Origin of the sequence: Melioribacter sulfuriphilus, assembly GCF_051488685.1 — a bacterium.
Taxonomy (GTDB): Bacteria; Bacteroidota; Ignavibacteria; order Ignavibacteriales; family Melioribacteraceae; genus Melioribacter.
In genome coordinates, this window is record NZ_JBPSEH010000005.1 from 109,546 (window position 1) to 125,190 (window position 15,645).

The 15,645-nt window shown below is 37.6% G+C and carries 14 protein-coding genes; 3 read left to right on the forward strand and 11 right to left on the reverse strand.

Going from position 1 to position 15,645, the window contains the following annotated elements:
• Nucleotides 1-51: 51 nt before the first annotated feature.
• Nucleotides 52-2,088 carry a dipeptidyl-peptidase 3 family protein gene (locus ACSSV9_RS08245; RefSeq protein WP_437346770.1) on the reverse strand — a complete coding sequence of 679 codons (2,037 nt, stop codon included), beginning with the start codon at nt 2,086-2,088 and terminating at the stop codon, nt 52-54.
• A gap of 91 nt (nt 2,089-2,179) precedes the next feature.
• Here ACSSV9_RS08245 and ACSSV9_RS08250 point away from each other — a divergent pair, with 91 nt between their 5' ends.
• Complete coding sequence (locus ACSSV9_RS08250) at nt 2,180-2,518, forward strand: arsenate reductase family protein (RefSeq protein WP_437346771.1); 339 nt, start codon at nt 2,180-2,182, stop codon at nt 2,516-2,518.
• Here ACSSV9_RS08250 and ACSSV9_RS08255 read toward each other — a convergent pair.
• Genes ACSSV9_RS08255 through ACSSV9_RS08295 form a run of 9 tightly spaced genes read right to left on the reverse strand, consistent with a single transcriptional unit; the run spans nt 2,510 to nt 12,455 of the window.
• Nucleotides 2,510-3,130 carry an HAD family hydrolase gene (locus ACSSV9_RS08255; RefSeq protein WP_437346772.1) on the reverse strand — a complete coding sequence of 207 codons (621 nt, stop codon included), beginning with the start codon at nt 3,128-3,130 and terminating at the stop codon, nt 2,510-2,512. The genes ACSSV9_RS08250 and ACSSV9_RS08255 overlap by 9 nt on opposite strands.
• Nucleotides 3,131-3,174: 44 nt before the next feature.
• Nucleotides 3,175-4,302: a CotH kinase family protein gene (locus tag ACSSV9_RS08260; protein WP_437346773.1), complete on the reverse strand. Its 1,128-nt coding sequence runs from the start codon at nt 4,300-4,302 to the stop codon at nt 3,175-3,177.
• A 2-nt stretch (nt 4,303-4,304) separates the two neighbouring features.
• The gene (locus ACSSV9_RS08265; protein ID WP_437346774.1) at nt 4,305-5,291 is read right to left on the reverse strand and encodes a porin; all 987 of its coding nucleotides are present in this window, start codon (nt 5,289-5,291) and stop codon (nt 4,305-4,307) included.
• Entirely contained in the window at nt 5,284-5,961 is a 678-nt protein-coding gene (locus ACSSV9_RS08270; protein WP_437346775.1) for a DUF4956 domain-containing protein, read from the reverse strand. Before ACSSV9_RS08270 ends, ACSSV9_RS08265 begins: the two co-directional genes overlap by 8 nt.
• A gap of 38 nt (nt 5,962-5,999) precedes the next feature.
• A complete protein-coding gene (locus ACSSV9_RS08275; protein ID WP_437346776.1) occupies nt 6,000-6,293 on the reverse strand; it encodes a PG0541 family transporter-associated protein in 294 nt (97 codons plus the stop codon).
• Nucleotides 6,294-6,303: 10 nt separating this feature from the next.
• Nucleotides 6,304-9,417: an efflux RND transporter permease subunit gene (locus tag ACSSV9_RS08280; protein WP_437346777.1), complete on the reverse strand. Its 3,114-nt coding sequence runs from the start codon at nt 9,415-9,417 to the stop codon at nt 6,304-6,306.
• 13 nt (nt 9,418-9,430) lie between these two features.
• The gene (locus ACSSV9_RS08285) at nt 9,431-10,468 is read right to left on the reverse strand and encodes an efflux RND transporter periplasmic adaptor subunit (protein WP_437346778.1); all 1,038 of its coding nucleotides are present in this window, start codon (nt 10,466-10,468) and stop codon (nt 9,431-9,433) included.
• Between the two features lies 1 nt (nt 10,469).
• Nucleotides 10,470-11,807 (reverse strand): TolC family protein, encoded by a 1,338-nt coding sequence (locus ACSSV9_RS08290; RefSeq protein WP_437346779.1) that lies wholly within the window; start codon nt 11,805-11,807, stop codon nt 10,470-10,472.
• 27 nt (nt 11,808-11,834) lie between these two features.
• A complete protein-coding gene (locus ACSSV9_RS08295; protein ID WP_437346780.1) occupies nt 11,835-12,455 on the reverse strand; it encodes a TetR/AcrR family transcriptional regulator in 621 nt (206 codons plus the stop codon).
• A 382-nt stretch (nt 12,456-12,837) separates the two neighbouring features.
• On the opposite strand from ACSSV9_RS08295, the gene ACSSV9_RS08300 reads away from it, so the two are divergent.
• Together ACSSV9_RS08300 and ACSSV9_RS08305 are read left to right on the forward strand one after the other, a co-directional pair.
• Nucleotides 12,838-13,047, forward strand: coding sequence for a cold-shock protein (locus tag ACSSV9_RS08300; RefSeq protein WP_437346781.1), 210 nt, complete (start codon nt 12,838-12,840; stop codon nt 13,045-13,047).
• 261 nt (nt 13,048-13,308) lie between these two features.
• Entirely contained in the window at nt 13,309-13,521 is a 213-nt protein-coding gene (locus tag ACSSV9_RS08305) for a cold-shock protein (RefSeq protein WP_437346782.1), read from the forward strand.
• A 51-nt stretch (nt 13,522-13,572) separates the two neighbouring features.
• On the opposite strand, the gene ACSSV9_RS08310 is transcribed toward ACSSV9_RS08305, so the two are convergent.
• Nucleotides 13,573-15,642: an insulinase family protein gene (locus ACSSV9_RS08310; RefSeq protein ID WP_437346783.1), complete on the reverse strand. Its 2,070-nt coding sequence runs from the start codon at nt 15,640-15,642 to the stop codon at nt 13,573-13,575.
• Between the last annotated feature and the right edge of the window lie 3 nt (nt 15,643-15,645).

Below are 15,645 nucleotides of genomic sequence, written 5' to 3' on the forward strand. Positions count from 1 at the left end.
AAAAAGTTGAGGGAGATTTTGAGCATCTCCCTCTCACTTTTTCTTATCAGATTAGTTGTATGTGGGTAAAAACGAATATTCTTTTGCGTAATAGAGCATCTGTTCTGTAAAGTCTTCTGGATATTCAACTTTCACATCAATAATTTCGTCCCCGTTCATTACTGGTATCAGTACGGGATTAATAAAGCCGGCATAGGGCGCAATATTAAGTTTTTTATAGCGTTCCAGAACTTCTTCATGGAGTTTTCTATCAACTTTAACGCCGTAGTTTTCCACGAGATTTTTGCCTGCTTCGTAATCGCCTTCTGATTTAATTCTTTGTATTTCTCTTAAAAGTTCGCCGAATAATTTACGTAACTTCTGATAATCGTTAATAACAAAATAAGTTTTTCCGTTTATTATTTTCTTTTCTATCACATTTTCACTTATTCCTTTTTCGTATACCCATCTAGAAACGAGCTGTCGGTTTCTCATATGAGCCTGTTCGATGTCGTCTCCGAGTTGGACTCGAGCAAGCTGGGTCATCAATCCATTTCTAATATAACTATCGTATTCGGCTTTACCGACCTCGAGAGAAGGCATCACACCGATTTCAACAAGTTTCGGATCCATGATGTAATAGAGAGCCACAAGGTCTGCTCGAGCTTCTTCAAGAACAGATGCATAATTTTTCAACGTTTCATTCGGCTGACCTACGCCGGGATTCAATTGTCCAGATGCATGTCCTATCACCTCATGCATGTCGGTATGAAGATCGCTTGCAAGTGCGCCATATTTTTTGGCACGTTCAATTTCCTCTTGCGTGGCGGCAAATTCTTCGATTAATCCGCTACTTTCAGAAGCTTTGTTGTATGAATGAACTATGTTTCCGAGGTTGACAGACTTCGAACCGTATTCTTTTCTAATCCAGTTAGCATTGGGAAGATTAATTCCTATTGGGGTCGAAGGGGAAGCATCTCCCGATTCCACAACCACCGTAATTACTTTTGCAGATATCCCTTTGACATTTTTCTTTTTATGCTCGGGCATTATGGGCGAATTGTCTTCAAACCATTGTGCATTGTTGCTAATTGCTTTAATTCTTTTTGTTGCTTCGAAATCTTTAAAGGAAACTACCGACTCGAAATTAGCTTTGTAACCGAGTGGGTCGTTATATGTTTCGATGAATCCATTAATAAAGTCGACAACCGAATTTGTATCTTTTATCCACTCAATATTATACTGATCCCATAACTTTAGATTGCCCGTCACATAGTATTTAATTAAAAGATCGATAGTTTTTTTCTGCTGTTCGTTTTCTGCTACTTCTTTCGCCTTTTCAAGCCAGAAAGTAATTTTGTCGATCGCCAGATGATACATTCCTTTATAGCGCCATGTACGTTCAAATATTTTACCGTTCTCTTTAAAAAGCTTGGAATTTAGTCCGTATGAAACAGGTCGTACATCTTCTGGATCAGCAAGACTCTTGTAAAAATCTTCTGCTTCTTTTTGAGTTACTCCTTCGTAAAAATTTACTGCGGAGGTTTGAATCAGATCGGCATTTGGGTCCTGGTTTACTTTAATTGGCGATACATTCGGGTCGAATAAAATAGGCGTTAGTTTGTCAATGAGGTCGTCTACACTTTCATTATTTTGTAGCGGAAGTTCCCACTCGTCCGAACCTCTTACAAGTTTTGCAAAGTATTCCTTTGAAAATTCAGGTTGAAATTTTTTATTGGAATAATGATGATGTATACCATTAGAAAACCAGACGCGTTTCGTGTATTCCATAAATTTTGCAAACTGAGGGTCGTTCCTGTCGCCATTGTAAGTTTTTACTATTCCCTCGAGAGTCCTTCTGATGTAAAGATTATGTTTGTAATTCTGGTCCCAAATAATATCTCTTCCTGCCAGAGCAGCCTGATAGAGATAGTAAACAAGTTTTTTCTGTTGAAGAGTCAGTTTGTCGAAATTATCAATTTTATATCTTTGAATTCTCAAATCGGCAAATTGCTCGGCAACATATTTAAAGTCATCTTTCTTTTCGGTAGTGCAATTCATAAGTGAAATTCCTATAATACTTATTAGAAAAAATTTTTTTAGATTCATTGTTACTCCGTCATTAATTAATTTTCAGTGCTTTTAAAATATCACTTTGCAAATTGGCAACCAAGATTAATCGTTTGAGGAAGGGAATAGCATGAACATACAAATCATTGGTACAAAAAAATGCAACGATACAAAAAAAGCCGAACGATTCTTTAAAGAAAGAGGTGTTAAATATCATTTCAGAGATCTAACCGAGAAAGGACTGACAAAAGGAGAGCTGGGAAATATTACCCGAAAAATTAATATTGATAATTTAATCGACAGGGAAGGCAAACAATATAAAAAAAGAAATCTCGAATATATGGTTTACGATATCGAAGAAGAATTGCTGAACGACCCGCTGCTTTTAAAAACACCAATAGTCAGGAACGGAAACGAAGTAACGCTTGGATATCGACCCGATATCTGGAAAAAATGGATTTCAGGATAAACCGTCGAGATTAATATTTCGTGTATTCAGTTCATTAACCAAAGAATTATAATCGGTATACCTAATGGCGTCCCATCCGCACCTTTTGGCTCCGTCAACATATTCCTGAATATCGTCTATAAAAAGGTGCTCTGGAGAAGGCACCCCGGTGTACGACTCTACCGCTCGGTAAATCTTTTCTTCGGGCTTTACCGCTCCAACTTTGTGCGAAAGAAAAAGTTTATCGAAATATTTCAGAAATTCGTAATGAGAATATCCATATTCCTCATGAATTTCGTTGGTGTTGGAAAGAAGAAAAAGCTTGTAATTTTTTTTCAACAGGGGTAGCAATTTTATGACGTTATCATTCGTTGTAAAAATGTCCGAAAAGATTCTGCAAAATTCTTCACGGTCGACTTTGCCCTCCAGCCATTCGTACATTTTATCCAGAAAATTATCGCGACTAATTTTTCCCCTTTCAAAATCTCTGTGAAACTCGTAATTATCTGCATAAAGCTGAGCAAATTTATTACCCAGACCATCTTTAATTTTATTAATTTTTTCAACTGCTTTATTATAATCAAATGGAATCAGTACATTACCGAGGTCAAAAACAATCGCTGAATACTTCATTTACTCCTCTAAATATTTGATTACAAAGATAGTCTATTCGGCGTTCAGTTAAAATTTTCCAATTGATTTTTTATATAATCAATTCTTCTTTCGATAAACAGCTTAAGATTTTCAGATTCTATGTCAATGTCAAAATTATTTGCTTTCAGCCACCTGTCGTTATTATAAGCCTGATAAATAACGGCTTTCATCGAATCGATTTTAGGGTTTAAAATTGAGGTATTGAATGCTTTGTCAAGTAGTCGGTTGAAATGATCTTTATACAGTTTTCTGTAGTGAGGATAGTTCATAAGTTCTTGAATTAGATAATTGTTTCCCGGGAAAGCAGTTCTGTCATTCTCCCACATGAAGGTTCTGTCGAGATCCCACGGTACAATTTCAAATTTATTTGTAACGGCGTCCCGTCTTAAACAAAAATTATGAATCACACCGTCCCAGTTACAAATAAGAACCGTTACAGCCCAGTATTGTAAAAATTTATCCACATCAAATATCTTCTCAAGTTCTTCCGGGAAATTGTCTCCGGTGGAGCTCGTAATTGAAATCAACTTTTCAAGCGTGTGATAATTTTTGTCATCTGGGAATTTTTTTTCATAGCCTTTCCGCACATCTGGTAAATCATCGTAGTTAAAGAATGCAAATCCGTTGTAAGCTTTGTATAATTCCGACGTTTTAATATTCCTCTTGATAAAAAAAGTTTCGTCAATTGGTTCTATTAAATAATAGAGCCCTTCGTAGGTATTATTGATGTAAAGAACAACCGGTTGAACTTTAAAAGTAAGCAGGTCAGTATGTTTGAAGATTTCAATTGCAAGGAACGATCTCATCGTTGAAGGATCAATGGCTTGTGAATTCAATATAACTTCCGAACATCCAAAATAAGGGTCGCATCCTTCTTCATAAAATATTCGATAGTTTTTTTTAAAATTGCCTCGTGAACTAAATCCCTGATGCCTTATCTTAACTCTTTGTTCTTTGCCATTAACATTTAATCGGGCTGTAACTTTGAGATCCGAATATGCATTTTTCTTTAGGAGCCCATAGTTCTCTTCTGACATTTCTAAAATGTAAACAGGAAGATCATAATTTTGAACAACTGGTGGCTCAGTAATAAAATCGCACGATACAATTATTATCGAGAGCAAAAAAAGAGGTAGATACTTACTTCTCATTTTTACCATCTCACTTGCAGCTGAATCATAACATTGCTATCCGTTAACGATCGTTTTGATTTATTATAAAGACAATTATTTGTTATTAGATCACCGTTTATCATTAATCGCGCACTATCGTTAAAATAAAAATTACATCCCAGCAGTAGCTGGATTTTGTTTACGTCCATAAAATCTGTATTATTCACAAGCAAGGCTCCTGAAAGAACTGGTTCAAAACCAGTGAGAATTTTTCCATTGAACCGAAATACTTTTGATGTGATAAATCTTGCAGCGCCGAGATAAACATCGTTATCGCAACCACTTAATGCGCTGTAGTGTGATTCAATTGGATCCAAACCGTAATAAAACTCAAGGACCGACGCAATTCCCGCTATCGTATCGAAAATTCCAGCATTAAATGCGGTTGCATTGGGAATTTCAGTATCGCGAGTTCGAATTATCTGTAGATTTGCAAATGCGCCGTCTAAAGACCAGAGTGATTTTTTAACGGCTTTAATTACATAACTGGCAGTATGCGACTCGTTGTAATGGACGCCACCCGACAATAAAAAATCTTCCTTTTCCCATTCAATATGGATTCCCGGTTCACGATTTACGTATCCCAGCGGTTCGAGATAACGATTAACGATACTGCGTCTTATTGTTGGAAGTTTTTCACGAGAAGTCCACTCCTCGTATCCAAATCTTTTCTTTAAATCACCGATTTCGAGTTCGAGGTTTTCCAGCAATTCAAATTCTGCCGAGGCTTTATAAAGTATAATTTCTCTATCTTCTGAATTTCCTCTAATATCGACTTCTACTTTCGTATTATTGTTAATTTTATATTCAAACTCCATCTTAGCTTTGTAATAGCTTTCGATATAAATTCCATTGTACTCTGCTTTTCCACCTATTTCAAAATAACCGTTGTACTCCACCTTCTTTTGAGGATAAAGAATAAATGGAACAAATAGAATTGGAAAAAAGACAAATGAAAGTTTACGCATCTTTAAATTCCAGAACTGTAAAAAGGTTTTCGGCATTATTAAAAATGAAATCGAGAAATACTTTAACGGGGGTGCTGCTCTTCAAATTGACCACATAGTCGACCACGAGTTTATCGTACTTATCGGTTTTGAGCTGATAAATATCCCACCATTCCACTTCTCTATCCAGCAATTTTTCAATCGTTGTTTTGCCTTCATTTAAATCATTTACAAGAATTCTGAGTATGTGGGATTTAGGGGCAACTTCTTTTTCAACCAGGTTAAGTTTAGAAAAGATAATAAGGAGTGTACCTATAAAGAGAGTAGATGCCAGAGCAACATAATAGTATTTAAAACCGCAAGCAACTCCGATAGCCACTACGAAAAAGATATAAGCGGTATCCTGTGGATTTTTGACTTTTGTACGGAAGCGAATAATCGACACAGCACCGATCAGTCCAAAAGCTCCAGCCAGATTATTACCGATTACAAGCATAATCGAGGAGACAACTGTACTGATAAATACGAGCGTTTGAATGAATTCCTTGCTGTAACCTTTCTTTCTATGGGTAACATAATAAACCCACGCTACGAAGAGAGAGAGGGCTGCTGTAGCTGAAAGACTCAGTAACGCCTCTCTGACTCCGAACCGAAACGATTCCCAGAGTTTGATTGTTTCTATGCTATGCATAAATAATCTCCTCTTTTACCTTAGAATTTCATCGTTAGTCAAACCATTTTTTCGATGTTCCACACAAATGCATGAATACCCTGTTCTTCCGCTTCTTTATTTATTTTTTTTACTTCCTCGAGCAATGGCTCAACTTTGCTGTCTTCAATAACTGTTAAGACAACGGCATTTTGACTGGGCCAGATATGTGTGCCAAGGTGGGGCTCGCCTTTATCCGAGCCCTGACCATGCACGTTAATAAAGCGTGTAAATCCACGTATTGAAAGCTTTTCCAGACTTTCGTCTACTTCTTCCGTAATTCCGTGATTATATACTATCATTACTGCTTTCATTTTTCACCTCTCAGTCAACAATTTTTTTCTGTTTAACTTTAGTTTCAAAATACGAATAGAGAACAGGAACAAGGATCAACGTTATCAATGTAGAGAAGAATAGTCCGCCGATAGTTGATATACCAAGTGGTTGCCATATTTCCGAACCCTCGCCGGTACTGACGGCAAGAGGCAAGAGTCCAAGCAAGGTTGTAAGTGTAGTCATCAATACAGGACGCAGCCTGTTTCTACCCGAATAAATTATAGCCTCCCGCAATTGATAACCGCGTGCTCTTGTAATATTCGTAAAGTCGACAAGCACAATAGCATTTTTAACAACAATACCAACGAGCATAATACTTCCGAGGAATGCAATAACGCTAAATGGAATGCCTGTTATAAAGAGAGCAATGAATACGCCCGTGAATGCAAAGGGGACAGAAAACATGATAATAAAAGGATCGAGCAGCGATTCAAATTGTGCCGCCATTACCATATAAACCAGTACAACACTTAATGCAAGTAGTAATAGAAGGTCTTTAAATGTATCGCTCTGTTGCTCGATTTGTCCTCCGTATTCAATAGTAGTATTCGGAGGAAGTTCGATGCCGTCAACAAAGTTCTGAATATCCGAAGTTACTTCACCGAGTGATCTACCTTCAACGTCTGACAGCACTGCAATAACTCGTTCCTGTTCTCTTCTTTTGATTGTCGGAGGCGAATATGCCTGAACTACTTTACCTACGTCTTTAAGTCTAACCGTTGTACCAAGCAGTGTTTTAATGGGCAAGTTTTCGATATCGTCGATACTTGTTTTCTTTTCGGGAGGGAGACTGATGAAGATATCATACTCATCTCCCAGCTCTCTATATGTAGTTGAAGTAATGCCGTAATAATGACTTCTAAGAGCGTTACCCACCATGGCTGTGTTCAATCCGCTTGTAGCCATTTTATCGCGTTGTAAAATAATCTGCAATTCTGGACGCGGGTCACCAATATCAATTCGAACGTCACGAGTGCCTTCGATTGAATTCATAAAATCTTTAAGTCGATTGGCAACTTTGTAGGATTCATCGAGGTTGGGACCAATAATATCGACTTCTACGGGGGCACCGGTTGCACCAGTTAAAAAGGCGCCTGCTCCCGCAGTATTTACGCTTATACTTTTGATTCCGACAAAAGAATTAAGTCGTTCTCTCAAGGCGTCTGCCATTTCAAATATAGAACGGTTCCTTTCGTTTATTTTGGATGTTTTAAATTGGAAAGTGGCAATATTAGTACCCTCGCTCTGTCCGAACAAGACAGATGAAAAGCCCTGGTCGTTAACACCTGAGCGAGCTGTCATGTATTGAACTTCTGGAAAGTCTTCTTTTACAATGCGCTCTATTTCTTTAACGTATTTTATTGTTTCTTCGAGCTTTCTGCCTGGTTCAATTTCTAACGTCAGCTGGAATTGGGAAGAATCCGATTTAGGAATAAATTCTGTTCCCAACGTACCCAAAAGCATCAGTGAACCGGCAAAAATTAAAATAGCCGTTAAGACAACTGTCTTGCGATGATCCAATGCCCACGCAAGAACTTTTGTATAAAAGTCATCGATGCTTTCTAATGTAGACGACAAACTGGAGTCTATCTTTTTAAGAAGCGGATTCTTTATTGGTTTTTCTTCCTTTCTCGATTTCAACAGTTTTGAAGAAAGCATCGGGATGAGCGTCAGTGCAGCCAACAAGGAAACGAGAATCATTACCGTAACAAGAAATCCGAGCTGGTTAAAAAGAATTCCGGCGATACCTGAAATAAACACCAGGGGGAAGAATACCGCTACGATCGTAAAAGTAGCAGCAGCCACAGCAAGACCTACTTCTGAAGAGCCAAACACCGCAGCTTCTCTCGGTCGAGCTCCACGTTCGACGTGACGCGTTATATTCTCAAGTATAACAATTGCATCGTCCACAACCAATCCCACAGCAATCGACAGTGAAGAGAGCGATATAATATTTATTGTATTGCCCGAAAAATAGAGGTAAATGAAAGCGCCGATTAAAGATACTGGTAATGTCAATGCAATTATAAATGTAGCTCTCCATTTTCTGAGGAAAAGGAGAACCACAATCGTAACAAAAACAGCTCCCAGTAAAACAGCTTCGGCAAGATTATTCACAGATTGTATTATGAATTCCGAAGAATCCTGAGTAATATCAATTTTAACGTCTGATGGAAGATTCTTTTTTAGTTCCTCGATTTTTTCTTTAACATCTTCGGCCACCTGGACAGTATTTGCGCCGGATTGTTTTTGAATAATAATAAAGAGCCCGCGACCGCCATTGAGTCGAACATCTATTGACCTGTCTTTTAAACTGTCTTTTACAACAGCTACATCTTTAAGATAAACTAACTTACCACCCGCTTGAGATACTACAATGTTTTTGATATCATTAACATTTGCAAATTCCCCGGGTACTCTGAGATTGTACTCCATATCACCTACTTTGATTGAGCCGGAGGGGATGTTTAGATTTTCAGATTGTAATATCTGGGATATTTCGGCAGGTGAGATATTATAAGCTTCGAGCTTTTTAGCGTCGACGTTAATTAATATTTGTCTTACAGGACCACCGAATGCCTGAACGGTACCTACACCATTAACCCGTTTAAGCGGATCGATAATCTCTCTTTCGACAAGTTTGTTTAGCCCGATATAACTTTCTTCTGCCTGAACAGCAATAAAGAGAATAGGAAAAATATTTGTACTGAATTTAAATATAATTGGGTCTTCGGCGTCGTCGGGAAGATTTCGCTTTGCAAATTCAAGGGCAGAACGAATATCGTTCGAAGCTTCGTCGAGATTTGTGCCATATTCGAACTCGAGCTGCACAACGGAAATATTATCAATAGAAACAGAAGAAATCTTTTTAAGGTTTGTAACAGAACTCAAACCACTTTCGATTTTCTTACTGACGTTAATTTCGACGTCCTGTGCGCTTGCGCCTGGATATTGTGTCAGGACGCTTATGTAAGGTGGATCAATTTCAGGAAATAAATCAATAGGAAGCCTCTGAAAGGAAACTAAACCAATAATAATTATCGCAATAAAAAGCATTATAGTCGTTATCGGTCGTCTTACTGAAATTTCTGGTAAGTTCATCTCTGTCTCCTTTTTACTCTACTTTAGCTTTGATTTCAACGGCTGAACCGTCTTTGAGAAGACCCTGTCCTTTCGTCACAATATAATCGCCTTCGGACAAACCGTTAATAACTTCCACTTCGGAATTAAATTCCTTGCCTAATTTTAATTCAACCCGTTTTGCTTTATTGTTTTGGACAACGAAGCCATAGTAGGCATCGGAACCGAGTTGTTTCAATGCGGCAGAGCGATTTATAATTATTCCTTCTTTACTTCCTATCTGGACAAAAGCTCTAACAAACATACCAGGCCTTAGAAGATTTTTATCATTCGATATTTTAACTTCTACCTGAAAAGTCCGTGTGGTTGGATTAATTGCCGGATTGATTCTATTAATTACTCCTTTAAATTCTTCTTCTGGATAAATATCGGTTTTAATGATAACCGTCTGTCCAATTTTCACAGAATTAAAGTCAGACTCGCTTATGCCAAGCATCAGTTTAAGAGGATTTAATTGCATAATCGTTACTATTGCGGGAGCTCCCCCAGTAGGAGCAAGTAAAAAGATTTCTCCGTCGTTCAATCTTTTGGCTGTAACCACACCAGAAAATGGAGCTCTGAACTGTGTATTGGTAAGCAGAAGATTATACGACTTTTCGGCGGATTCATAATTAGCTTTTACCTGGTCAAACTGTGACTGTGAAACTGAACCGTTTTCGTAGAGAGGCTTAATTCTTTCGTAATTATCTTTTGCTAATTGATACTGAAGTTTAGCCTGAATTAACTGAGTATCATCCATCTGAAAAAGCAGATCACCTTCTTTCACAAAGCTCCCTTCTTCAACAAAAATCTTTTCTACTCTACCTGTCGTTTGAGCCCCTAAATTTGCTTCCTTCCAGGGCTGCAAAGTTCCCACCAGTTCTATTTCTCTTTCAATACTGGACTTAACCACTTTTGTTACTTCCACAGGAATCGGTCGATCGGTTTTAACTTCTTCTTTTTTTGAAGAACAACCTGCAAGTCCTACAAATAAAAGAAGTAATAAAGCCGGCACAATTTTATTCGATTTCATTTTATTTCTCCTTGATTTCATAATTAAAACTTTTACCCGTTAATTCGTGCAGATCGGCAAGAGCAGAGTGAAAATCGTAGATAGCCTGAAGTCGATTTAACTTAGCCTGCCTTAAAGCAAGTTCGGCGTCATTTACTTCGAGCTGTGTACTCAGTCCGTTTTCGAGTCTTGTTTTAGCAATTTCGTATCCTTTTTGTGCTTGCTCGACTGTCTTTGACTGAGCCTGGATTCTTTTCACTGCTTGCGATATATTATAAATAACGCTACTGATCTGAGTTTTTATTGCTTTTAAATATCCTTCCTTTTGCTCAGTAGCCTGGTTGAGAGAAATTTCAGCCTGCTCAACAAGCGCATCTGTTTTAAAGCCATTGAATATCGGCAGTTGAACCTGTACCCCAACCAGGAAAGTTTTTACCCATTTATAATCCTGAAATTTGAAATCATTGGACTGCGTTTGGTATTGATAGTTACTGAAAGCTGCCAGAGACGGGAAATAAGCAGCTTTTTGAAGCGATACACTTTTTTGACTTATTTCAACCTGTTTGTTGAGAAGTTCGAGCTGCGGATTATTTTTCATTACATCCTCAAGCACTGAATTGTAATCTGGAAGAATATAATTTTCATCGTACAATAGTTCACCTGTAACATCGATATTTTTCGAAGCGTCCAGACCAATTGTTACTTTAAGACCATCGAGCGCCAGTTTATAACTGTTTTCAGCCTGTAATACGGTTGGTTTTAAATTTTCAACCTGAACTTCAGCTCGCAGTAGATCATAGTCCGACATGAGTCCCTGAGCATTTAGTTTTCTTATATTTTCAAGATTATCCTGTGCATTTTTTAAGCTTTGCTGCATAACAACTTTATATTCACGTGCGAGCAAAACACCGAGAAACGATTTTTTTACGTTAGCAACTGTTTTAATTTCGATATTGCGTAAATTAACTTTTGCGATATCAACGCCCAGCGATGCGGTTTTCGTACCCTCGATTAACGAGAGCGAAAAAATCGGTAAGCTAAGGCTGACTGCCGCATTGTAAGAATTGTCCGACCCAATTTCTAGCGTTGGACCGAAAGGGGAGCCGGGCGGTAAAAAGATAACCGGTTTATTGATATATCTCTGATACTGCGCGCTTGCGTCAATTTTGGGATAATATCCACTTACTGTTTCCCTGAACTTTTCTTCCGATTTGTTAACTTCCATGCGCGCAATTTTAACATTCGGATTGTTCTCGAGGGCTAATTTAATAGCCGCATCAATATCGAGCAAAAGTCTTTCATTAGCTTGACCAAATGCAAGACTCGTCGATAGAAATATTATCATCCAGATTTTTTTCACTTCTGTCCTCTTTTTTTGTTAATAAACTTATTTATTTGGTAAATCGAGTTCTTTCAACTTTTTCCTTCCTTCATCAGTAAGAATACCTTCAAAAATTATCCTGGAAAAATAGATGTGAGCATTCTTTTCTGTAATCGGAAGCTCCTTAATCACTTCGGGAGTTATAATGTTGTGAACTGATGAAATCATAATAGCAACGAGATCGTGAAGTATATCATTCCTGAAGAATCCGCTTTTGGTTCCTTCTTCTAATATTTTGATAATGCGACTGTGAGCTTGTTCTTTTCGATATTCTTTCATCTCGGCCCAAATTTTGGGATGGTTATGAACCAGATCTTTAATCATATTGCCTTCGAAACGGGCTGAATTTTTGGTTACATATTCCATTAGCCGTTTCAGTTTTTCGAAAAAGTCGATGGTTGTATCTTTGAAGAGTTCGTCGAAAAATGTTTCAAAATCGATTTTTATTTTTTTTATTACTTCGCGGAGAACATGCTCTTTATTTGAAAAATATTTGTAGAGAGTTTTTTTACTTATGCCCAAATCGGCAGCAATCTCTTCCATTGTAACTTTGCTAAAGCCGTATTTCTGAAATTTTTCTTCAGCTACGGTCAAAATCCGCTCATGTAATTCTAAATTATCACTCAAAATAACACCTTCAGTCTTATTCTTTGGAAACGAAATTTGTATAAATCGTTTCCCAAATATATCTTCTCTTTCTGTTCCTGTCAAGCTTATTTTTCAAATTCACATATGAAAATTGAAAAATAGTTGAGTTATCAAGAATTGAAAATCGGTAAACAGACCGTATTTATCGGCAACAGTTCAGAAAATCACCATTTTTAACGATTTGAAATTAATTTTTAGTTCCATTAGGATATTAATAATAAATTACCTATGTTTGTTTTTGAAAGACAGTTGATATCGAAGTTTACTCAAGAAGTAATAGCAAATCGCTTAATCTCTCAGAAGTAGTTCCATAGCACCTGTCATAAACACAATACACAACAAATTAAAAAGGAGCACTGTTATGGCAGAGCGCAAAATCGGAACTGTTAAATGGTTTAACAGCTCAAAAGGTTACGGATTTATTACACAAGAAAAGGGCGAAGATGTATTCGTTCATTACCAAGCAATTGTAAGTCAGGGTTATAAAACATTAGACGAAAATGACAGAGTTGAATATAGCATAACTCAGGGTCCAAAAGGTCTACAAGCTGCCAATGTTAAGGTAATATAAAATAAATTCTAAGCCTCGCTCATGCGAGGCTTTTTTAATTACACCTTCCCAAAATTTTAAACATGGACACAAATTTTTATTTTTTTCAAATTTAATTATTCGTTTGGATATAAAAGAATAATTCATTATGTTAGCAACCGTAAGACAGTTGTTTTAGAAGTATACGAAGTAGTAGAAGCATCCCGCTCGAACCCTCAGTAGTTCTTAACCTCTGTCGAAAAAATAAACGTATTTACAAATTTATTTTAAGGAGCATCTGTTATGGCAGAGCGCAAAACAGGATCTGTTAAATGGTTTAACAGTTCAAAAGGTTATGGATTTATTTCACAAGAAAACGGCGAAGACGTTTTTGTTCATTATCAGTCGATTGTAGGCGAAGGCTACAAGACATTGAATGAAAACGACAAAGTTGAATTCAGTGTTACTCAGGGTCCGAAAGGTCTACAAGCCTCTGAAGTGAAAGTAATTCGATAAGCAAATAAAAACCAAAAGCCCCCGTTTTTACGGGGGCTTTTTTTATCCCTTCTATTTAACCTCGAATAGCGAATCAGGTAAACCAGTATTAATTTCAATTGTACTTACGTTTAATTCGATCGACTGCGGACCGAAACTTTGTATGTACTTAAACGGATATTTAACCCCATTGACTTCTTTATAATCGCTCATATCGGTAGTTTGAGTAAAACTTCCCTGAGGCGTCGAAATTGACGTTATGCTCCTTATAAGCAGCCACGTTTCCGGATCGAAATACTGTGTTGTTTTCTTTCCTCCAGCGGAAGTTAATACTACTCGATAAGCGTCTTTGCCGTTGATGTTTTCCATACCGGTTAGCTCGGGAGTAATTCCATACTTAGAATAATCGAGAACGGCATCGAGAGCTTCGTTTTTAAGGGATTCGAGCTGATCGCCCTGAAGATCTTGTTTCTGTCCCATTACCTCCACATAACCTTTATTCCCGTCGAAAACGGTCTTTTGTTTAAATACTCCTGCGTCAACTTCCTGATATAATTTGTTCGGGTATTTTTGATAAAGTGTCACACTTACATTCATTCCCTGCATAGAACCGTTCATCTTAATCATTCTATCTTTAACTGCGGCAAGCTTATCGGCTCCCCCAATTGCATTGACGTAATTTTTAATTATCTGCTCGGCAGTTAAGCCTTCTGGTATTTTACTGAGTGAAGGGTCGTATGGATTGCCGTTGATGTCGTAATATTCAATTTTGTTTGTAACAGTAAACTTTTTCAGTTTTTCGGCCACTTCGTCGGCGCTTCCAACAACCAGTATATAAGCATTATTCGGTTTGATGTATTTTTTTGCAGTATTAAGAACGTCATCAACAGTAACAGCCGCGAGATTTTTCAAATAATTTTTGTAATAATCTTTGGGAAGATTGTAGCGCACCGTGTTGATAGCAAAACGAGCAATTGTTGCTGGGTTTTCCAGGTCTCGTATAAAATTTCCACTTAAATAATTTTTGGCTTTTTTCAGTTCGTCTTCGGATACTTTCTCGTTCCGTATTCTTTTCATTTCTTTAAGGATCTCGGCAACTGCGCTGTCGGTTACGCTATTGCGCACTTGAGCAAATGCAAAGAAGGTTCCAACTATCGGATCGGAACGGAGTATGGAATAGGCGCCATAAGTATAAGCTTTATCTTCACGTAGATTCATAAATAATCTTCCTGTAGCGCTACCTCCTAAAATTAAATTAGTTACAGATGCTTTTATTGCATCTTCGGCTCCGACCTGTAGTTCTATTGGGTAACAAACCGATATAACGGATTGTACAGAATTTGCTCTGTCGACCATTGCAACTTTTGTAATAAGCGGGGATTTGGGTGTATTGTACTTATAATTTGGAACATCTCCTTTTTGCCAGCCGCCAAGATTTTTTTCTACCAGTTTTTTTGCTTCTTTAAGTGTAATATCTCCAACAATAGCCAGATAAGAAATATTCGGTTTGAAAAAAGTTTGATAGTAATTTTTGCACTCCTCCAGACTGATGGCCTTAAGAGTTTCTTCGGTTTCAAGTTCCCCGTAGGGATGTTCTTTTCCAAACATAAGAACGGAACGAAGTCGTTCTGCAATTGCATCTGGCTCGTCTTTAGATGCAGCTAAAGCAGAAATCATTTGTTTTTTAATCTTATCGAGTTCCTCCTGCTTGAATTCCGAATTCAAAATAACATCTGCCATAATTTCGAATATTTTATCTTTATATTTTGAAAGAGCCGATGCTGTTATATTATCTGCCGATGTCGAAAACGAAGCGCCCAGATAATCGATTTCTTCGTCAAGTTTGTCTTTTGTCCTATTTTTTGTTCCGGTACGCAGCAATTCACCGACGGCTTCAACATATCCTTTTTGATCTTTTTGGAGAACTGGATCGGAATCCACTTGTAAGTAAAAAGTTACTCGGGGTAGTTTATGATTTTCCACAACAAACACTTTAAGACCGTTCGACAGCTCGAACGACTCGTACTGCCCGATTTGAATTTCGGGTGCAGGTCCCGCTTCAGGTAGTCGGCTTCTGTCGACCTGCGCAAAAGTGGAAACCAATCCCGCAACTAATAAAAGCGCAATTATCTTCTTAAACATTTT